The organism is Neorhizobium sp. T7_12 (assembly GCF_002968535.1).
Classification (GTDB): Bacteria; Pseudomonadota; Alphaproteobacteria; order Rhizobiales; family Rhizobiaceae; genus Neorhizobium; species Neorhizobium tomejilense.
This window is the reverse complement of the sequence record NZ_PVBK01000009.1, coordinates 119,540-138,279: the sequence shown is the minus strand read 5'-3', so window position 1 is coordinate 138,279 and position 18,740 is coordinate 119,540. Positions and strand designations below refer to the sequence as shown.

At 60.4% G+C, this 18,740-nt stretch carries 18 protein-coding genes; 7 read left to right on the top strand and 11 right to left on the bottom strand.

Going from position 1 to position 18,740, the window contains the following annotated elements:
• Positions 1-104 precede the first annotated feature (104 nt).
• On the bottom strand, positions 105-1,541 hold the full coding sequence (locus C5J26_RS19600; protein WP_105403292.1) for a sulfatase: 1,437 nt from the start codon (positions 1,539-1,541) through the stop codon (positions 105-107).
• Positions 1,542-1,695: 154 nt separating this feature from the next.
• Here C5J26_RS19600 and C5J26_RS19595 point away from each other — a divergent pair, with 154 nt between their 5' ends.
• Positions 1,696-2,745, top strand: coding sequence for a LacI family DNA-binding transcriptional regulator (locus C5J26_RS19595; protein ID WP_105403291.1), 1,050 nt, complete (start codon positions 1,696-1,698; stop codon positions 2,743-2,745).
• A gap of 107 nt (positions 2,746-2,852) precedes the next feature.
• On the opposite strand, the gene C5J26_RS19590 is transcribed toward C5J26_RS19595, so the two are convergent.
• Both C5J26_RS19590 and C5J26_RS19585 read right to left on the bottom strand, forming a co-directional pair.
• On the bottom strand, positions 2,853-4,391 hold the full coding sequence (locus C5J26_RS19590) for an ATP-binding protein (protein WP_105403290.1): 1,539 nt from the start codon (positions 4,389-4,391) through the stop codon (positions 2,853-2,855).
• The gene (locus C5J26_RS19585; RefSeq protein ID WP_105403289.1) at positions 4,388-5,107 is read right to left on the bottom strand and encodes a response regulator; all 720 of its coding nucleotides are present in this window, start codon (positions 5,105-5,107) and stop codon (positions 4,388-4,390) included. Before C5J26_RS19585 ends, C5J26_RS19590 begins: the two co-directional genes overlap by 4 nt.
• A gap of 459 nt (positions 5,108-5,566) precedes the next feature.
• On the opposite strand from C5J26_RS19585, the gene C5J26_RS19580 reads away from it, so the two are divergent.
• Entirely contained in the window at positions 5,567-5,953 is a 387-nt protein-coding gene (locus tag C5J26_RS19580; RefSeq protein WP_105403288.1) for a cytochrome c family protein, read from the top strand.
• A gap of 61 nt (positions 5,954-6,014) precedes the next feature.
• Here the strand turns inward: C5J26_RS19580 and soxA are convergent, their stop codons facing one another.
• The 8 genes from soxA to C5J26_RS19540 are packed head-to-tail and all read right to left on the bottom strand — an operon-like array spanning position 6,015 to position 12,271.
• Positions 6,015-6,794, bottom strand: coding sequence for a sulfur oxidation c-type cytochrome SoxA (gene soxA, locus C5J26_RS19575; protein WP_371681936.1), 780 nt, complete (start codon positions 6,792-6,794; stop codon positions 6,015-6,017).
• Positions 6,794-7,111 carry a thiosulfate oxidation carrier complex protein SoxZ gene (gene soxZ / locus C5J26_RS19570; RefSeq protein WP_105403287.1) on the bottom strand — a complete coding sequence of 106 codons (318 nt, stop codon included), beginning with the start codon at positions 7,109-7,111 and terminating at the stop codon, positions 6,794-6,796. The genes soxA and soxZ overlap by 1 nt, the downstream gene beginning before the upstream one ends.
• A 1-nt stretch (position 7,112) precedes the next feature.
• Entirely contained in the window at positions 7,113-7,571 is a 459-nt protein-coding gene (locus C5J26_RS19565; RefSeq protein WP_105403286.1) for a SoxY-related AACIE arm protein, read from the bottom strand.
• Positions 7,568-8,044, bottom strand: a complete 477-nt coding sequence (gene soxX, locus C5J26_RS19560; protein WP_105403285.1) for a sulfur oxidation c-type cytochrome SoxX — start codon at positions 8,042-8,044, stop codon at positions 7,568-7,570. Before soxX ends, C5J26_RS19565 begins: the two co-directional genes overlap by 4 nt.
• A complete protein-coding gene (locus C5J26_RS19555; protein ID WP_105403284.1) occupies positions 8,004-9,272 on the bottom strand; it encodes an NAD(P)/FAD-dependent oxidoreductase in 1,269 nt (422 codons plus the stop codon). The genes soxX and C5J26_RS19555 overlap by 41 nt, the downstream gene beginning before the upstream one ends.
• Entirely contained in the window at positions 9,269-9,571 is a 303-nt protein-coding gene (locus C5J26_RS19550; protein ID WP_105403283.1) for a cytochrome C, read from the bottom strand. Before C5J26_RS19550 ends, C5J26_RS19555 begins: the two co-directional genes overlap by 4 nt.
• A gap of 50 nt (positions 9,572-9,621) precedes the next feature.
• Positions 9,622-11,802 (bottom strand): molybdopterin cofactor-binding domain-containing protein, encoded by a 2,181-nt coding sequence (locus C5J26_RS19545; protein ID WP_105403282.1) that lies wholly within the window; start codon positions 11,800-11,802, stop codon positions 9,622-9,624.
• Between the two features lie 10 nt (positions 11,803-11,812).
• Positions 11,813-12,271 carry a (2Fe-2S)-binding protein gene (locus C5J26_RS19540; protein ID WP_105403281.1) on the bottom strand — a complete coding sequence of 153 codons (459 nt, stop codon included), beginning with the start codon at positions 12,269-12,271 and terminating at the stop codon, positions 11,813-11,815.
• A gap of 510 nt (positions 12,272-12,781) precedes the next feature.
• Between C5J26_RS19540 and C5J26_RS19535 the strand changes: the two genes are divergently transcribed.
• The 5 genes from C5J26_RS19535 (at position 12,782) to C5J26_RS19515 (ending at position 18,693) form a co-directional block, all read left to right on the top strand.
• Positions 12,782-13,291 (top strand): Hsp20/alpha crystallin family protein, encoded by a 510-nt coding sequence (locus C5J26_RS19535; RefSeq protein ID WP_105403280.1) that lies wholly within the window; start codon positions 12,782-12,784, stop codon positions 13,289-13,291.
• Positions 13,292-13,626: 335 nt separating this feature from the next.
• On the top strand, positions 13,627-14,799 hold the full coding sequence (locus C5J26_RS19530) for an acyltransferase (protein ID WP_105403377.1): 1,173 nt from the start codon (positions 13,627-13,629) through the stop codon (positions 14,797-14,799).
• The gene (locus C5J26_RS19525; RefSeq protein ID WP_105403279.1) at positions 14,784-15,887 is read left to right on the top strand and encodes a glycosyltransferase family 2 protein; all 1,104 of its coding nucleotides are present in this window, start codon (positions 14,784-14,786) and stop codon (positions 15,885-15,887) included. Before C5J26_RS19530 ends, C5J26_RS19525 begins: the two co-directional genes overlap by 16 nt.
• Positions 15,887-16,906 (top strand): glycosyltransferase family 2 protein, encoded by a 1,020-nt coding sequence (locus C5J26_RS19520; protein ID WP_105403278.1) that lies wholly within the window; start codon positions 15,887-15,889, stop codon positions 16,904-16,906. The genes C5J26_RS19525 and C5J26_RS19520 overlap by 1 nt, the downstream gene beginning before the upstream one ends.
• Positions 16,900-18,693, top strand: coding sequence for an ABC transporter ATP-binding protein (locus C5J26_RS19515; RefSeq protein WP_105403277.1), 1,794 nt, complete (start codon positions 16,900-16,902; stop codon positions 18,691-18,693). Before C5J26_RS19520 ends, C5J26_RS19515 begins: the two co-directional genes overlap by 7 nt.
• Positions 18,694-18,740 lie beyond the last annotated feature (47 nt).

Here is an 18,740-nt window from a genome sequence, read left to right as displayed (position 1 = left end):
GCAAAGAGCGCCGCGGAGCTCGTTCGGGCTTTTCCTCAACCGTTGAAATTGACAAGGTCATGCCTCCCTCGCGAAAACTTGCCGGTTCTGCTGATATCGGTGGTTCATCGCATCCCCACCGTGACGTCGCGTGTCTTGAAATTCGATTCGATCAACCAGTCGCGCATCACATCCAAAAGTTCGCGCTTCTGCTCGACACAGCCTGGATCGCTCCAGAGGTTCTTCACTTCCTTCGGATCGTTTTCGAGGTCGAAGAGCTGCCCGTCGCTTGAGCCCTTGAAGTGAACGAGCTTCCACCGGTCGCTTCTGACGCCGGTCATGAACTCGACACCGCCTGCCATCGCCACGTCGCCGATCTGCTCGCAGAACACATGGGAGCGCGGCTTCCAGTCCTCGCCCTCCAGTGCAGGCTTCAGGCTTTGCGCTTCGAAGGATATCGGCGGCGTGATGCCGGCATATTCCAGGATCGTCGGGCCGAGGTCGAAGAGCTGGCAGAGCCCGTCCACGGTGCGGCCGCCCTCGAACCGGTTCGCCGTCGACCAGATGATGGTCGGCACGCGGGTGACTATGTCGTACATCGACCATTTCTGAATCAGCCCGTGTTCGCCGAGGCATTCGCCATGGTCGGAGGTGAAGATAACGATCGCATCCTCCAGATAGCCGCGCGCTTCGAGCGCTTCGAGCAATTCGCCGACCTTTTCATCGATCAGGGTGACATTGCCGAGATAGTGCGCCCACAGCCGCTGCATCTGGTCTTCTCTCGGATCAAGGCTCCAGACGACGGAGTCATGATCAACCTCGACGTCGTGCTGGCGTTTTTCCTTCAGCTCCTGGTGAAGCGAATCCAGCTCTTCCCTGGTCGGCTTCGGCAGCGGCAGGTCGTTACGCTTCAAATAGGGCTCTACATAACGAGCAGGAGGATCGAACGGCGGATGGGGGCCTGGAAAACCGACCTGAAGGAAAAGCGGCTCGGTCGGCGGATAGGTATTGACCCACCACTTCGCCATATTGCCGACGAAGGCATCGGAATGCAGCGCCTCAGGCAGTTCCCATTCAAAGCAGCCCAACCGGTCGCGGTAATCCTCGAGCTCACGGTAAAGTTCGCGCTGCTGCTTGACGAGGCCGTTGGCCGCAAGCGCCTTGTCCCATTCGTCGAAATACCAGCGGCCTTCCATGTAGCGGTCCTTGTTTTCCACGACATAGCGCTCATGGAAACCGGAATCCGAATTGTATGGAATCGTATGCATCTTGCCGACGTTGACGCAACGATAGCCCGCATCGCGAAGCTGCTCGACCCAGGTATGCTGCCATTTCTGGCCGTTCGCCAGAACACCCGTCGTATGCGGATAATAACCGGTGAACAGGCTCGCACGAGACGGAACGCAGCTCGGTGCTGTGATGTGGCAATTGGTGAGCGCCACGCCCTTCTCGACGAGCGCGTCGATATTCGGCGTCACGGCATAGGGGTATCCGAGCGCAGCGATCGAGTCGTAGCGCTGCTGGTCCGTCATAATCAGAATGATGTTTGGCTTTTCAGCCATATGTCCCGCCTCCACGCCGGTGATTGTCAACCGTGCCGTCGTTTTCCATCCAAAGAAAGCGCCGGTGTTCGGTCTTTCGCTTGCCTCTCCTTCAAAACGATGGCATAAAGTTACCGTTAACGCAACGATCACTCACAGGATTTTTTAGAGCCGAATGACAGTGGACCTTTCCGAGGGTGCGGGGCGCACCGTCCCGACCCTTGCTTCGATCGCCGAGCGTGTGGGCGTTTCGGTCAACACCGTCTCGCGCGCGCTGCGCGCTCCAAACACGGTCCGGGTCGAGCTACGTCGCCGGATCAATGCGGCCATGGAAGAGCTGAACTACGTGCCGAACCGGCTTGCCGGCGGGCTTTCCGGGACGCGATCGGACATTGTCGGGGTCGTGGTAACCTCACTCTACTACTCGGAATTCGCCAACATCATCGATTCGCTGCAATTGGCTTTGCTGGAGCATGACCTGCAGGTCATGCTCGCCAATACCAGGTACAATGCCGACCAGGAGCTGCGGCTCGTCCGCTCCATCCTGAGCTGGCGCCCGGCGGCGGTTGCCATCATCGGCGTCGATCATCCGCCGAAAGTCGTCGAGCTTCTCAAGGCAGCCGGCATCCCGATTGTCGAGATGTGGGACACGGGCGGAGACGTGATCGATACTGCTGTCGGTTTCGACCACGCAAGCGTCGGGGCGGCCCAGGCCAACCATCTGATAGCTCAAGGATATAGGCGCTTGGCCTTCGTCGGCAGTGTCCGCGAAAACGATAAACGCGCCCAGAAGCGCCTGAGCGGGCTGGAAGCCGCAGCAACCAAGGCCTCGCTCCCCGACGTCGTCAAGCATACGGCGCAGCAGGGCGGCAATCCGGAACTCGGAGAGCGGCTCGCGACCGAGCTTCTGCAAAGCCATCCGGAGATCGATGCGATCGCCTGCAACAGCGATGTGGTTGCGTTCGGCGTGCTGCGCGCGCTCAGGAAACTCGGCCGGCGCGTACCCGAAGACATCGGTGTCATCGCATTCGGCGATAACGAGGCGGCGAGCTGCGTCAGCCCCTCGCTGACGACAGTTCGCCCCGACCGCGAACGCATCGGCAGATTGACGGCGGAGGCGATCGTCTCGCGGATCAATGACGTCACGCCTTATACGACACTTGTCGAATGGGAGCTTATAGTCCGAGAAAGCACGTCTCGTATGCCCCCACCATCGCCGTCTTGATGCAACACCCCGGCGCGGCGCCATTGGATTTACGGATCAATCCCGCCAGGCCGCCCAAGAGCTTGGAAACCACCGGCTCCTGCATCTGCGACGACCCTCGTGCGGGACTAAGCGGACCGCCGCGACGGAGAAGCAATTTTACCGGGTATTCCCGCGGTTTGCGAAGAAGTCGGCGCTCGCGTCAGTTTCCACCCGCGGCCTTGGTGAAGGGGTACCGGATCGACTATTCCTTCTCGCGGAAGGGAGATGATCGTCTGCATTCCTCTTTCACCGCAGAGGAAAGAAATGTCGCCGCCATGTTGCCGCACGATGGCACGGGCGATCGACAACCCCAGGCCGATACCGCCCGTATCCTTGTTCCGCGATACTTCAAGACGGAAGAAGGGAGCAAAAACCTTTTCCCTCATGGCCTCGGGTATCCCCGGTCCGCGGTCCTCGACGACGATATCGACTGTGGTTGCCGTGTGCCGGATGAAGACTTTGGCTTCACCGCCATATCGTACGGCATTCTCCACGACGTTTCGGACCGCACGGCGGAGCCCATCCGGCCGACAGCGATAAGGCGTCTGTTCCGCCTCCACGTAATTGACCGGATGTCCAAGGTCCGACTGGTCGTCGCAGATACTGCCGATAAGAGCATCGAGTTCGATGTCACGGGTTTCTTCTACCGTCGATTCCCCGCGCGCAAACGCAATGGCGGCTTCCGTCATCGCCTGAATTTCGTCAATGGTAGACAGCATCTTCTGCTGTGTTTCCTGATCCTTGACGAATTCTGCTCTCAAACGAAGCGAGGTCAGCGGCGTTCGCAAATCGTGGCCGATCGCCGCAAGCATTTTGGTCCGGTCTTCGACAAAACGGTGGAGGCGGCTTTGCATCCTGTTGAAGGCTTCCGCCGTGCGCCGGATCTCTCCCGGCCCGCCCTCGGGAATAGGCGGAAGGTTTTCTCCCCGCCCAAGCGCCTCCGCCGACCGCGCCAGATTGCGCAAGGGGCGGGAAATGCGGCTTGCAATGAAGATCCCGATCAACGCCAGGATCAGCGCTGTCAATCCGACCGAGGTCAGGGACTTGGAATTCCACCATCGGCCGGTGTTTTCCTGGTACGAAGCAAAGTTCAGCCAGCGTCCGTCGCCAAGCTGGACCGCAAGGCCAAACCCTCTGCGCCGGTCGAAATAGGTGAATTTCGCGGGTTGCGGCAGGTTCCACAGGATCGGCGGCGGGCTCGCCCATTCCTCGTCCGTATTTTCACGCGCGACTTCCTTCGGATCGGGCAATTGCGGCTTGGAGGGAGCGGTCCAGTCAACCTGCTTTGATAGATCGACGAAGTTTTCGAGTTGGCGGGAAAGCTGACCCACCGCCTGCAGGCGCCAAGCGCTGGCCTTCTCGGGTTCCTGGTCTGTCAGCCAGATTTTCGAGTAGTTGGTTTCGCTGGCGTAAAGAGCCTGCGCGCGGATTTCCGGGGGTATCAACTCGACCAACCGGGTTATAGACGCGCCCCGGCTGAAGAATTCGCTTTTCGCCGCGGCTCTCAACGCCATTGTGCGCTCGTCCCACGAGATCAGAAAAGCCAGCGCCTGCGAGATGATCAGGGCGGCAAGCATCAGTCCTATGAACTGCGCCGCCAGGCTTTTTTTCCAGAGCTTGATCATTCGAATGCCACCTCGACCGACAGGCTGTACCCGCCGCCCCAATGGGTTTTGATGATTGAAGGGTTTTTTGGATTTTCCTCGATCTTCTTGCGCAGGCGGCTCACCTGGTTGTCGATGCTGCGATCGAAGATATCGGCACTTCTTCCGGTGGTGAGGTCCAGAAGTTGTTCGCGGCTCAAGATCATGCCCGGCCGTTCGATGAAGACCTTCAGCAAGCGAAACTCTGCCGTGCTCAAAGGTATGCCGACGCCGTTTGCTCCGGAAATTTCCTGGCGACCCATATCGACCCGCCATCCCGCGATGCGCAGCTTTTTGGACTGCCGTGCTGCGGCCGGGACCGCGGGATTGGCAGCCCGGCGCAGGACAGCCCGAACACGAGCCAGCAGTTCGCGGAAATTAAATGGTTTCACGAGGTAATCGTCCGCCCCCAGTTCGAGGCCGAGGATCCGGTCGGTATCTTCAGCCATCGCCGTCAGGAAGATGATCGGAACGTCTAGCGTGGCGCGAACCTGCCGACAGACCGAAAGCCCATCTTCACCCGGCATCATGATGTCGAGAATGATGAGATCGACGGTATGGTGTTCGAGCACCCGCCGCAGCACCGAGCCGCTCTCGGCGACGCTGACCTTGTAGCCTTGCTGCTCGAGATATTGTCGAACGAGATCCCGGATATCGCTGTGATCGTCGACGACCACGACATGCGCCAAGTCATGCATTTTGCGTAACCTCTGTTCAGCATTCTATATAAGAATATCCCCCTCTCCTGCACCAAGAAAAGTGTATCAAAGTTTCGCAAGCCTGCTGTCCGGCGGCGACGTTCCGTTGACCTTCCGATGACCTTAGGGGACGTTCCGGAACGCCTTCGTCCGCCCCTTTGCGGGCTTTATCGTTCTTTTAGGCAGTCATGCGCGGCTTCGCGGATCGGAGAAGGTTGCAGAGGCGCAAGACCAACCACCAAGTTTTGCGACATCTTGCGACAAATTTCCTGCCTGACGGCACAGTTGTGCGACAGGGGTAAAGTATCAATCGGCAGACCAGCTGGAAGGGCGAGCATTTGTTCTGACGCGCCCCGACGCATTGCTTCCCAAGCTAAACAGAGAGCAAACATGGCAGTCCCACACCGAGAGAATACCGAACGCCCGGGCGCTGCGCGCCGAAACACCACACGTGAGGGCATGCAGCGGCTTGCTGTTGTTTTGATTGTCGGACTTCTCCTACAACCCGGCAGCGCGCTGGCACAGAGTCCCGAAGCCGGTGAGCGCGTTTTTGTGCAATGTCGGGCGTGTCACCAGGTCGGTGAGACCGCACGCAATGTTACGGGTCCTCACCTCAACGGGCTTTTCGGCCGCACCAGCGGCAGCGTGGAAGGCTACGCCTATACGGCGGCAAACAAAAATGCCGGAATCACCTGGACCGATGAAAGCTTTCGTGAGTTTGTGACCAACCCAAGGGCAAAGATCCCGGGCACCAAAATGATCTATGCGGGGATCAAGAATCCCGACCAGATCACCGACCTGATCGCCTATCTCAAGCAATTCGACGCATCCGGCAAAAGACAGTAGCCGTTGTCGGGGCGGCGCGTCGTTGCCTCGACGCGAGGTGAACACGCGTCGTTTGGTACAGTTACGGCCTGATAGCGGGCGTCTCGACCGCCATGCCTTTTGCCCGAGACATCAGAAACAACTCAAGCGCGATATATTCCTCCGCGCCATAGGCGTAAGGCTCTGCGCGGACCCCGATAAGGCAGCCTCGCAGCCGCCGCTGCAACGATCCGATACCCTGCCACTCCAATCTATAGAGCGGATAACCGGTCGGGTGCCCCTGGGGGATGAGCGAGCCGGCCAGGCGCTGCCCTGCATGATCCTCATGACAGTTGGCGCAGGAGAAATTAAGCTGTCCCTGCCGCATGTTGTAGAGTGCTTCGCCTTGCCTGCGGAACGGCTCGAGCCGCGCATCGTCCGGCGGCGTGAGGGGCATACCCTGCGACTGCTTGCCGACATAGGCCGAGAGCGCGAGCAATTCCGGTCCCTCAAGCGGAAACGGCGGCGCGTTCTGACGGGTCTCGCGGCAGAGATTGATCTGTCCCTGCAGATCGACCGGCCCATTCCGTGCCGTGCTGAAGGAGGGATAGCGTGCGGCGGCGCCACTCATGCTGACCTCGGCATTCTGGTGGCAATCGGCGCAAGACGTTTTCCGGCTGCCGACTTTCGCCCTCCATAATTCCTCGCCCTCCAATACGGCAAACATGCCGGGATTGGCAGTATCGTCGCGCTGCATTGCCTGCGATTCTCGGCTCATGTCTTCAAACCCCGACCGCCGGGGGTCTCGTGTCTGGGCGGCGGCAATGACGGTTGAAACCGCCACCGCGCAGAACAGCATCGAGGTGAAGGCGACGGAGGGCATCATTCGACGATGAAATCTGCGGTTTCTGTTTGCGACCTGCCGCGGTCGTCGATCCACGAGAAGGTCATGGTGCCACCCTCTTCTGCCTTGATCGTGAACGCGATGAACGGGTTTGCGGCAATTGCCGGGAATAGATCGGCGCGAAAAACTTCGATACCATTCAGCTTACAGACGAAATTCCGAATGATGTCGCGGGGGAACGACGTGCCATCCCCTTTCGGGCGATAGCCGGTTTCCATCGGATGCTGGATCAACGTCCTGATCTCGACAATCTCGCCCCGCTTCGCCTTTGGCAGATTGATCAAGACGCGAGCCATGTTAATTCTCCGCGCAGGCCGGAAGGGTGACGATCAATTCAACCGAGCCGGACCAAAAACTGCCGTCGCTCATCTGGGCAATCGCCGTGATGTTCTGGGAATCGCCGAGCCGGATGCGTGTCGATACGAACGCCCGGCCGGATCGAGGACTTAGATGGAAAACGCCGATGTTCGGCTGCGGGTTCTTCTCGTTGAAGACCGCAATCGCCTTGACGAAGTCACCTTCTGTCATCGGGCTTTCGACGGTGATCGCAAGCGGCACGGAATTGCCGTTCTCAACGAGCGGGGGAATGTCCATCTTCACACGGCCAGCCTTGACCGAGGCACTTCCGATGAAATCGCGGATGGCGTCCTGCATAGCCTCCGGCGTGGCACGCGCCGGCCGCGCCACGATCAGTGCAAGGCCGCCGACAAGTGCGGCGCGGCGAGAAAGCTTTGGTTGGACCGATCTCTCCGTCATGGCGTATCCTTCAACGTCAGCAGGAAGGCCACGACGTCCTCGACTTCCTCAGCCGACAAGACGGGCTTGCCCTGCCAGGCGCCTCCGACGCGCGTCAGACCATCGAGACGATAATAGGCCGGCATGATCGTCGACGGATTCACTTTGCTGCTGTCGACCAGACGCAATCGCAACTGCCCCTCATCCCACCGGCTGCCGGCGCCGCGAAGATCTGGCGCGAGATTGCCCTGAAACCGCTGTTCGGGGAAAGGTCCGGTATGGCACAGAAGGCAAAGCCCCTTCTGGCGGTCGGTGACGACGGTACGGCCCCGCGCCGCGGCGCCGGCTTGTCCGGTCAGCGACTGCGGAATGGCGTCGCCGACCACAGTGAAAGCCCGCAATTGCGCTATCGCCGGCGGGGCGACGAACAACGCAGCAATGAGGAACAGCCATCTAACCAAAGACTTCGTCCGTGATGGTGCGGAACCAGGCATCGGCGTGCGAGGCTTCCAGCGAGCGGAAGGCGGCTGAACTATCGGCCGGGCTGACACCGCCTGCCCCTTCCACGTCAGTCAGCACGCCGTTGACGGGCCGATAGACGCCCGCGACCGTGATGCCGTAATCGGGCGCAACGAGGCTGTAGCAGGTGTTGATCAATTTCGGCGTCTGCGGTGCCTGGCCACCGAGCAGACTTGCGATCGCCACGGCGCAGACTTTCGCTTGCGCATTCGCTGCGAACGCCGATTTCGGCATGCCGCCGGCGATGCAGGCGTCGCCGATGATATGAATGCCCGCCTGCTGTCGCGACTCGAAGGTGACCGGATCGATCGGACACCAACCGCTGCGGTCGGTGGCACCGGCAAGTGCGGCAATCTCGCCCGCGCGCTGCGGCGGAATGACATTGGCGACGTCGGCCTTGTGGCGGCCGAACTCGGTGACGAGTACCCTTTGCCCGACATCCACCTCGATGACGTTGCCGCCGGACGACATCGAGACCCATTCGAGGTTCGGATAAAGCGCCTTCCACGCCGCCTGAAACAGTCCCTGCTTCGAGAATGTGTCCTTGGCGTCGAGGATGATGAGCTTTGCGCGCGGCTTTTGGGTTTTGAGATAATACGCGATCAGGCTCGCCCGCTCATACGGTCCCGGCGGGCACCGATAGGGATTTGCCGGCACTGAGATTATCACTGTGCCGCCATCCGGCATCGCTTCCAGCTGGCTGCGCAGCAACGAGGTCTGCTCACCGGCTTTCCAGGCATGCGGCATGATCTGTGCGGCGTCTTCCGAGTAGCCGGGCAGTGCGTCGAAGCGCAGGTCGATGCCCGGCGCGAGCACGAGGCGGTCGTACCCGAGTATCGTGCCATCCGACAACGAGACGCGTTTCTGCTGCCCGTCAATCTTTGTCGCACGCTGCGCGATAACCGCCAACCCGTCCTTCTTGAGTGCGTCATAGGTGAACTGCTGCCGCGACAGCGGCCGCAAGCCGGCAAGCACTCCGTTGCTGAACGGGCATGCCGTGTAGGTGGCCGATGGCTCCACGAGTGTCACGTTGAAACCGCCGCGCTTGAGTTCGCGCGCGCAGGTTACCCCGGCAAAGCCGCCGCCGACTACCACGACGCGGCCAGCCGACTGCGCAATCGCCGGCCGCGCCAGTGCCGCGGCTGCGCCGAGAGCCGCACCAGCCTGAAGCACTGCGCGACGACTGAAGGAAGCTCGTGTCATTCCTCTCCCCTTGCCAGCCATTCCGCGATGGCCCGCATCTCGCCATCGCTAAAGCCCCTTGCGATACGACCCATGACCGTTGCCTCGCGTTCGCCATTGCGGAAGGCTTGCAGAGCGCCAAGGATGTCGGGCGCGGAAAGACCCTGCAGCGAACCGATCGAATGGCCGACGGCTGACGGTGCATGGCAACCCGAGCAGGATGACGCGCCCGGAGGCGCCGCAGCCGGACTAACCGCCGGCTGCCCCATCGCGGGAGATGACGCCATTAGAAGACCGATCGAGATCCAAACTTCCCTCATGCGCCGCACCCGCTTCATCGATGCCACTCACTTTGCGACGGTTGGTGTGCCTACGCCTTCTTCAGACTGGTTTTCGACAGCGGAACCTGCCGCACCCTTATCCCGGTTGCAGCAAAAATGGCGTTCAGCACCGCCGGTGCCGCGACGAAAATCGTCGGCTCGCCCACACCGCCCCAAAAGCCGCCGGACGGCATGATGATCGTCTCGACGTCGAACATCTCGTCCATGCGCAGCATCTGGTAGGTATCGAAATTCTCCTGCTCGACCCGGCCATTGGCGACGGTGATCTCGCCATAGAGCGCTGCGGTAAGGCCGTAGACGAATGAGCCTTCGACCTGCGCAGCGATCTGCTGCGGATTGACGGCATGGCCGCAATCCGTCGCTGCGACGATGCGATGGATCTTCAAGATGCCGGCCTCGCTTACCGAGACTTCGGCGCAGGCCGCGACGTAGCTGCCAAAGCCCATCTGCTGTGCGATGCCACGATAGACACCGGCAGGCGCCGGCGTGCCCCATCCTACCTTCTCTGCGACAGCGTCGAGCACCGCCCGATGTTTCGGATGGTTCGCCATCAACTTGCGGCGGAACTCCAGCGGATCCTGTTTCGACGAATGCGCGAGTTCATCCAGGAAGCATTCCAGATAGATGGCGTTCTGGTTATTGTTGACGCCGCGCCAGAAGCCTGCGGGCACGTGCGGATTCCGCATCGCGTGCTCGATCAGCAGGTTCGGAACGGTATAACCCAACTGGCTTTCCGGCCCTTGGGGGTTGAGACCCTGGAATGTCGCCGCATCGCGGCCATTTTGCAGACGGTCAGGATTGAGGGTTGCAAGGATCGATTGACCGGAAATTCGCATGTGCAACGCGCTCAGATTATCTTGCTCGTCAAATCCTGCGACCAGGCGGCACTGCGTGGCGGGATGATACCAGCCATGGGTCATATCTTCTTCGCGCGACCAGATCGTCTTGATCGGCGTGCCCGGCAACTCCTTCGCGATCAACACGGCGTAGCGCACGAAATCGTGGCTCGACGAGCGCCGGCCAAATCCGCCGCCCAGATGCAGCCGGTAGACTTCGTTCTTGTCGATCGGCAGGCCGGAAACCTCCGCGGCGGTGGCGAGAGCTGCCTCGGCGTTCTGGGTGGCCGTCCAGACCTCGCATTTCTCAGCCGTCCAGAGCGCCGTCGCGTTCATCGGCTCCATCGTGACGTGGTGCTGGTGCGGTACGGCATAGACGGCCTCGACGGTACGCCTGGCACTCGCGAGAGCCGCCGGCACATCGCCGTTCTTGCTACCGAGAATGGCTTCGCGGGCCGTCAGCCCTTCTTGCTGTGCCGCAAGAATATCGGCCTGCTGCACGTTGGCGTTCGGGCCTTCATCCCATTCGATCGGCAGGGCGTCGAGTGCGGTCTTGGCGCGCCACCAGGTGTCGGCGATCACAGCGACGCCAGTATCACCCAGCCTTACGGCTTTCTTGAAGCCGGGCATCTTCTCGATTTGGGTGACATCGAAGCTCTTGATCTTGCCACCGAATACCGGACAGACCTTCAGCGCGGCATTCAGCATGCCCGGCAGCTTCATATCGATGCTGTAGACTTGGCGGCCGTTCAATTTCTCCGCCGTGTCCAGACGCTTCAACGGCCGGCCGGCGATCGTCCAGGTTTTCGGATCTTTCAGCGTGATGCTGTCAGCCGCGGGCGGCGTCAATAAGGAAGCCGCCGCTGCAACCTTGCCATAACTGGTCGAGCGGCCCGTGCCCGCATGCGTGATGACGCCCTTGGCGACGGTGCATTCGCCAACCGGCACCTTCCATTCATTCGCCGCGGCCTGAACCAGCATCATGCGCGCCGCCGCGCCGCCCTTGCGCACATATTCGTTGGACTGGCGTATGCCCTGGCTGCCGGCAGTGCCGAAGTTCTGCCAGACCCTGCCGCGTCTGACATTCTCGCCAGGCGTCGGATACTCCCAGGTGACCTTGTCCCAGTCGCACTCAAGCTCTTCGGCAACGAGTTGCGCGAGACCTGTCAGCGTGCCCTGCCCCATTTCGACGCGTGCGACACGCACCACCACGGTGTCGTTGGGCCTGATAACCACCCAGGCATTGACCTCGGGTGTGACGGACTGTGCAGAAGCGTCACCGGCAAAGGGTACGTGAAAGCCGAGCGTGAGGCCCGCGGCGGCCGCAGCGCCGCTGGCAAGGAAGCCGCGGCGGGAAACAGTGATCGTGTTCATGGTGTCCTCCTCAGCCGGCCATGGTGTTGGATGCAAGCTCGATCGCGGCCTTGATCCGATTGTAGGTGCCGCAGCGGCAGATGTTGGTCATCTCGTCACGGATCTGCTGCTCGGTCGGCCGGGGATTGGCGCTCAGCAGGGCTGTCGCCGCCATGATCTGGCCGGACTGACAGTAGCCACATTGCGGCACGTCAAGTTCCAGCCATGCCTTTTGAACAGGGTGCGTCAGGTCCGGCGAAAGGCCTTCAATGGTGACGATCTTCTGCTGCTCGGTCACGCTGGAGACCGGAATGGCGCAGGAGCGCGTCGCAATTCCGTCGATATGAACCGTGCAGGCACCGCATTGCGCAATGCCGCAGCCGTATTTGGTACCGGTCAGCCCGACCTGTTCGCGGATGACCCATAGCAGCGGTGTGTCAGGCTCAACGTCAACGTCACGGATGATATCGTTTATAGAAAGCCGAGCCATGAAACCTCTCCCATGTTGAGTTATCACCGGCGCCAGCACGTTATTGCGCCGGCACCATCGATCACATGGAAGACCTACCGAAGGTTTGTCGCACAGATGTGCCGCGGGCGTCCGAATTTGTATAAAAGTGTATCGCTGCACGCGTCGTTGAAATGGCGATGCGCGGCCAAGCACGAGGTTGCTTCAGCCCCTGACGAGGCAGCGCGCCCTCGCCGGCTACTGCTCATCATGTCGCCCCCTATGAAAAATTCATCCGCCCCATACCGAAACGGAGGCGAAATTTTCCATTCCTGATGTCTAAGATCAGGCTCCTCTTGAAACTGTAACCACCTGAATTAAATCAGTTATGTGGGCCTCCTTGTGAGGGCCTGGCGTAAGTCCGGGAGGCGCTGATCGCTTTTTGGCGCCTCTTGTATCCATGTTGTTTCCAAGGAGGATCGAAGGTACCGGGCCGCCCCCGGTGCCGGCGGAAAAATCATGCCAACTGAACCAACAGAAAGGAGAAGAACCATGAGTGTTCGTGATCTCATTCCCTGGGGCCGCAACAATGGCAATCAGGTTCCCAGTCTGTTGCGCGACAATGATCGCGACCCATTCCTGTCTTTGCATCGCGAGGTAAACCGGTTGTTCGATGACGTCTTCCGTGGCTTCGGTTCCGGCCTGTCGTCATTGAGTGCAGCCAACAGCTTCGGCGGTGGATGGCCGAGCGTCGAGATCTCCGACAACGAGAAGGAGGTCAAGGTGACGGCCGAGATTCCGGGCTTGGAGGAAAAGGATATCGAAGTCCTGCTCAACGATGGCGTGCTGACGCTGAAAGGCGAAAAGCAGTCCGAAACCGAGAGCAAGGACCGCCAGTTCTCCGAGCGCTTCTACGGCCGCTTCGAACGCCGCATCCCGCTTGGTGTCGAGGTGGAGGAAGACAGGGGCGACGCCCACTTCCGCAACGGTGTTCTGACTGTGACCCTGCCGAAGACGGAAAAGGCGCAGTCGCAGGTCAAGCGGATCGCCATCAAGGGCTAACGATCCTGCCCGACGGCCTGCCTTTCGGCGGCCGTCGGTATCAACCGGAGCGCCAGGTCGCTGCTACGCATCGTCGGTCGGACGATGCACCGGGCAATGGTCCCGGAATGGACCTGCACAACGTGCAGTCGAAAACCTTGCCTCTTCAAATAGGACTAAAGGCTGCCCTATTGCGGGGCTAAAGTCTGAAAAGTAGTGGCGGCCACAGTTTGGTCGGATTCCACCTGAACTTTTCGGGCTGCCAAAACAGTTCCTTGGGGTTCCAAACAAAAGCACGGCGGCAAAATTCGAGCGAGGCGGGAGTTATCACAAGTTCTGCGCAACTGGGGGGCTCCATGCTTCATGCACGCGACCGACAATTGGATGGCCTTAGAACCCTTGCCGTCTCGATGGTTCTGTACGCGCATTTTTTCGCGGCCGATGGGTCGCACTGGGGCCATATCGGCGTTCGCCTGTTCTTCGTTCTCAGCGGTTTCCTGATAACCCGGCTTTTGCTGGAAGCGCGCTCTGCCACCCAGTACGAACCAGGCACCGCGATAAGATCGTTCTATATTCGCCGGGCGCTCCGCATATTCCCACCGTACTTTGCGGTGCTCAGCTTCGTCTGGCTGGTCAACCTCGAGCAGGCCCGCGGTAGCATCAAATGGCACGCCCTTTACCTCTCGAATTTCTGGTACGCCCTTCGCGATGAATGGACGCCCTGGGTGCTTTGTCACACCTGGAGCCTGAGCATCGAAGAGCAGTTCTATATCGTGTGGCCGCTCGTCATCCTGCTCGCCTCGCGCCGCTGGCTTGAGCCGATCTGCATCGCTCTCATCGCATGCTCGCTTGCCTATCGATTCTATTGGCCGTTCACGGGGACCCCTTCGCTCGCGCGGGATCTTCTTCCTCCGGCGTCGATGGACGCGCTGGTGGCGGGCGCGCTCCTTGCGCTCCATCGCACGCGATCTCAGACATTGCCGCACTGGATGCGGCTAAGTTCGGCACCCTTGCTTGTTGCAACAGCCATTTTGATGTGGCTGAAACCGCTCCCCCTGTCACCGACGCTCGCCTGGATGAATTGGATCGGCTTGGAGGTTCTTCCTCTTATCCCGCTCACCGCCCTGGTCGGATACTGTTCGTCGGGTCTGCGGGGAGCTCCCGGCCCTCTATTGGAATTGCCCCCGATCACCGCTATCGGACGTGTCAGCTACGGGGTGTATCTGTTCCATCCGATCGTCCTCTCTTTCGTCGTAAGCGCACAGCCGTGGATTCCGTTCAACGTCTCGGAACAGGGTTTCGGACGCCTCATCTTAGGAACCACGGGTACGTTGGCGTTGGCCGCGATCTCGTGGCTGGCCTTCGAAAAACCACTCAACCAGCTCAAGCGCTATTTCCCGTACGTCCCGCCAAGAAAGCTTGACCCGACGTGTGACGCGCCGTCTGCCACAGCCATTTCGGAGGCTGCGCAAATGCAGGAACTCCGATTTGCCACGCCATTGCGAGTCGAACGATGTCCTCCCCGCTGATCTCCGTCGTATTGCCCGTCTACAACGGCGAAGCTTATCTCGCTGCCGCGGTCGAGAGCATCCTGCGGCAGGACTACAGGCGCCTTGAGATCGTCGCCATCGATGACGGCTCGAACGATCTCTCGCTGGATATTCTGCACCGATATCAGAAGCTTGACGATCGCGTTCGCATCGTCTCGCGCGAGAACCGCGGACTGATCGCGAGCTTGAACGAGGGCATAGCCCTGGCTAGAGGTGACCTGATCGCCCGAATGGACGCGGACGATATCTCCTATCCAACCCGCTTTTCCCGTCAAATCGCGCTCTTTGAGCAGCAGCCTCAGCTTGCGATCTGCGGAACGGAAGTCGATCGGCTTCTCGGCAGCCGCGTCGTGCGCAGCACGCCAAATCCCATTTATCAGTCGGGGGATTGGCACATATTGTCGCTGTTCTTCACGATCTTCCTGCATTCGACGGTGATGTACAATCGCAACATCATTCCCGAGGATATGCTGGTTTATGACGCAAGCTATGTCCACGCGGAGGATTTCGATCTCTTCAGGCGCATTACCCGTGAGTTTCCGGCGGCGATGATCGATGAGAGCCTGATCGCCTATCGTATCCACAGCGACAGCGTTACCAACAAGCACAGGCGGCAAATGCGCCGAACCCACCTGAAGATCGTCGCCGAGAACCTCGAACGGCAGGCTCTCAACGACGATCCCGATGCTCTTCTTGCTATCGGCGCAGCCGTTACGCCGGATACGGTGCGGCTAGCCGCCGATTGCATGCTCGCGATCGAAGGAAAGGTCGCCGAGCAGGTGGGTACGAGCGCCAGCAGCTACGCAGAAGGAGCCCTGTGCTTCTTCTATTTTCTCTACCAATTCATTGCTGACGAGCAGCGTCCGGAGTTGACCCACGCATTTCTCATGCGAACGGGAAAATGGGATGTCATCCGGCGGCGGGAACGCTACGGCCTTCGAGCCGCCGTCGCTGCACCCTGGTTGAGCCGCATGTCGGAAGAGGCGATCCGGAGGCTCGATGGGTTGGCACGGTATTATCAATCGGTGCCGGCCAAAACGGTGTTACCGCTTCGAGGGCTCGCCTGATGTCCAGGGAGCACGAGCAACCCATACGCGCCAGCCCCGCCTCGTCCCCCGACGCGCATCACCCTGTTGACGCAAGCTTTATCGTCTGCACCCGCAACAGGGCGGCCGCGCTCGAGGCATGTATCAGCTCGATCGAAGCCGCCTGCAAAGCCTGTTCCCTAAGCTGCGAGCTGGTGGTGGTCGACAATGGATCCACCGACGATACAGCCGCGCGTTTATCCCGCATCGCGGCGAAATCCGCTGTTCCCGTCAGGTGGATGGTGGAGCTGCGGCCTGGCCTGGCTGCCGCGCGCAACACGGGAATGGAGCGGGCGCGAGGCCGGCTGCTGATCTTTATCGACGATGACTGCGTCGTCGAGAGCTCGTACCTCCAGGATCTGAACCGCCATTATTCGGCCGGTGAACGGTGTATTGTCCGGGGTGGCCGCGTTGATCTCGGCAGCCCGCACGATCTTCCTTTCACAATCAAGCGGTCGCGATTCCGGGCCCGCTTCACGCCGGATGTTCATCCCGGCGGGTTCGTGCTCGGCTGCAACATGACCATGCACCGAGAAGCGGCAGCCCGCATCGGGCGCTTTGACGAGCGGTTCGGGGCCGGCGGCCCGCTGCGGTCCGCAGAAGATACGGATTACCTCGTTCGTGCCCATCAGCTCGGCATTCCAATCGAATATGTTCCCGACATGACGGTCCAGCATTTTCACGGGCGAACCACACGCGATGCCATCGAACGGCTTCACCGGGATTACAGCTTTGGAAACGGCGGCCTTTGCGTCAAGCATGCCTTCAAGGCCCCCTGGCTGCTTCGCCATTTCTGCTGGACGACCCGATCGGCCTGGCGGGAACTGTTCGGCGGCTACCGTTTCGATCCGGAGATTTCCCTGTCCCACCTGACGATCGTGGCCATGAACCTGGTCGGAGCAGCCAAATTTGCCTTGCTCGCCGTCCGGTGGCCAAGACAGGCGGATACCGACACGACCAGCCGTCTGCCCCGCCCGCAACGGGGAACGCCGCCATGCTAGATTTCCTCACATCGAGTTCTCACCTCCTGCGCGAGGCTCTGGGGAAAAACACCGGCCTGTTGGCTGTCGTGGTTGTCCTGGGACTGAGCAGCGCCGTGCTCGAAGGCACCGGCATCGGTCTTGTCATCCCGATGCTCAGCATCATTGCCGGTGAGAACGATGTTTCGGGAATGGCCGGCCTTTCCGCCGTTTTTCAACGGGTGGGAACCGGATTGGACGACCAGACGCGGCTAATCGTCATCGCGGCCGCCATTCTCGGATTGATCACCGTCAAGAACGTGCTGGCCTTTGCCAACGCGGTGCTTGCCAATTTCATTTATGGCAAGGCCGGTCATTCGATCCGGCACCGTCTCGCCGACCAGCTTTTGACGATCGGCTACCCGTTCTTCCTGCAGCAAAGCCCGGGGCGGCTGCTGAACATCGTCTCCAACGAGTCCTGGCGGGCTTCGGACGCGGTCCAGACCATCCTTGCCGCGATCGTGAATGCATCGGCGGCCGTTATCCTGCTCGCATTTCTGCTGCTTCTTTCGTGGCAGATGTCGCTGTGCGTCACGCTTGGGCTTGTCCTGATCCAGGCTATCCATGCCTTGCTGTCGGCAGGCCTGAAGGGCCCGAGCCGCAACGTCACGTCGTTCAACAGTGAACTTGCCGCGAGAATGCTTCACCTCGTTCACGCCGGGCGCCTGATCCGCGCATTCGGACAGGAACTGCGTGAAAGAACGATCTTCGACGCGGCTTCAAATGCGGTGCGGAAGGCTGGCTTCGTTCTTAACAGCCGCCAGGCAGCTCTCCCGCCACTAACCGAAGTGCTGCATTCCGCCCTCTTTCTGGGCGTGGTTGTCAGCGCATGGCAGGTCGGGGTCGGGTTCCCGGTCATCGTCGCTTTCGTCGTCCTGCTTTATCGGCTGCAACCGCATGTCCGCGCGCTGCAGATGGCCTGGAGCCAGATCCAGGGATGGAGCGGGTCGCTGGAAGAGGTCGGATGGCTACTGGATTCCTCCGACAAACCAGCGGCGCCCCAGGGTAGCCACCCGATCCAGGGGCTCCGCCAGCAGATCAAGTTCGACCAGGTGACCTTCAGGTATCCGGGCTCCAGCACGCGGCCCGTGGTCCTGCGTTCGGTAAGCTTCGACATTCGCCAGGGCCGCTCGACCGCAATTGTCGGGCGGTCGGGCGCCGGCAAGAGCACGATCGTCAATCTCCTATGCCGGTTTGTGGAGCCGGATCAGGGCAATATTCTTGTCGACGGCATTCCACTCGATCAAATCGATCCTGCTGCATGGCGCCGACAGATCGCGCTTGCCAGCCAGGATCTTGAACTGGTGGATGGCACCATTTTCGAGAACATTGTCTACGGCCACGATACGTCCCTCCCCGCGGCGGAAAGCGCAGCGAGGCTTGCCGAAGCGCATGAATTCATCGAGAAGCTGCCTGACGGATATGAAACTGTCGTCGGCTACCGGGGAGCGAGCCTGTCGGCCGGTCAACGACAGCGGATCGCACTGGCAAGAGCTCTGGTCCGCGATCCGGAAATCCTGATCCTGGACGAGGCCACCAATGCCATGGACGGCCTGTCCGAGGCATCGATCGTGGAGACGTTGAAATTAAGAGCCGGGCGCCGCACCACAATCGTCGTCAGCCATCACCACAGCACCATTTCCTTCTGCGACGAGGTCGTCATTCTCGGTGCCGGCCGCGTCCGCAATCAGACGCCCTTTGCCGAGGTTGCATCCTTGAGCATGGAACAGCTTTACGAACATGAGATGTCCCACGGCAGCCAATCCTGAGAATGACGTTTAAACCCGCCGGAGCCGCCGCGTTCTCAAGACCAGGT

What these genes read in the sequence shown, in the direction of transcription:
- C5J26_RS19590 (WP_105403290.1), bottom strand. Translation starts at nt 4,391, where the DNA reads ATGATCAAGCTCTGGAAAAAAAGCCTGGCGGCGCAGTTCATAGGACTG.
- C5J26_RS19600 (WP_105403292.1), bottom strand. Translation starts at nt 1,541, where the DNA reads ATGGCTGAAAAGCCAAACATCATTCTGATTATGACGGACCAGCAGCGC.
- C5J26_RS19555 (WP_105403284.1), bottom strand. Translation starts at nt 9,272, where the DNA reads ATGACACGAGCTTCCTTCAGTCGTCGCGCAGTGCTTCAGGCTGGTGCG.
- C5J26_RS19595 (WP_105403291.1), top strand. Translation starts at nt 1,696, where the DNA reads ATGACAGTGGACCTTTCCGAGGGTGCGGGGCGCACCGTCCCGACCCTT.
- C5J26_RS19530 (WP_105403377.1), top strand. Translation starts at nt 13,627, where the DNA reads ATGCTTCATGCACGCGACCGACAATTGGATGGCCTTAGAACCCTTGCC.
- soxZ (WP_105403287.1), bottom strand. Translation starts at nt 7,111, where the DNA reads ATGGCTCGCGTCTTGATCAATCTGCCAAAGGCGAAGCGGGGCGAGATT.
- C5J26_RS19585 (WP_105403289.1), bottom strand. Translation starts at nt 5,107, where the DNA reads ATGCATGACTTGGCGCATGTCGTGGTCGTCGACGATCACAGCGATATC.
- C5J26_RS19580 (WP_105403288.1), top strand. Translation starts at nt 5,567, where the DNA reads ATGCAGCGGCTTGCTGTTGTTTTGATTGTCGGACTTCTCCTACAACCC.
- soxX (WP_105403285.1), bottom strand. Translation starts at nt 8,044, where the DNA reads ATGCCTGGTTCCGCACCATCACGGACGAAGTCTTTGGTTAGATGGCTG.
- C5J26_RS19520 (WP_105403278.1), top strand. Translation starts at nt 15,887, where the DNA reads ATGTCCAGGGAGCACGAGCAACCCATACGCGCCAGCCCCGCCTCGTCC.
- soxA (WP_371681936.1), bottom strand. Translation starts at nt 6,794, where the DNA reads ATGCCCTCCGTCGCCTTCACCTCGATGCTGTTCTGCGCGGTGGCGGTT.
- C5J26_RS19565 (WP_105403286.1), bottom strand. Translation starts at nt 7,571, where the DNA reads ATGACGGAGAGATCGGTCCAACCAAAGCTTTCTCGCCGCGCCGCACTT.
- C5J26_RS19525 (WP_105403279.1), top strand. Translation starts at nt 14,784, where the DNA reads ATGTCCTCCCCGCTGATCTCCGTCGTATTGCCCGTCTACAACGGCGAA.
- C5J26_RS19515 (WP_105403277.1), top strand. Translation starts at nt 16,900, where the DNA reads ATGCTAGATTTCCTCACATCGAGTTCTCACCTCCTGCGCGAGGCTCTG.
- C5J26_RS19550 (WP_105403283.1), bottom strand. Translation starts at nt 9,571, where the DNA reads ATGAGGGAAGTTTGGATCTCGATCGGTCTTCTAATGGCGTCATCTCCC.
- C5J26_RS19545 (WP_105403282.1), bottom strand. Translation starts at nt 11,802, where the DNA reads ATGAACACGATCACTGTTTCCCGCCGCGGCTTCCTTGCCAGCGGCGCT.
- C5J26_RS19540 (WP_105403281.1), bottom strand. Translation starts at nt 12,271, where the DNA reads ATGGCTCGGCTTTCTATAAACGATATCATCCGTGACGTTGACGTTGAG.
- C5J26_RS19535 (WP_105403280.1), top strand. Translation starts at nt 12,782, where the DNA reads ATGAGTGTTCGTGATCTCATTCCCTGGGGCCGCAACAATGGCAATCAG.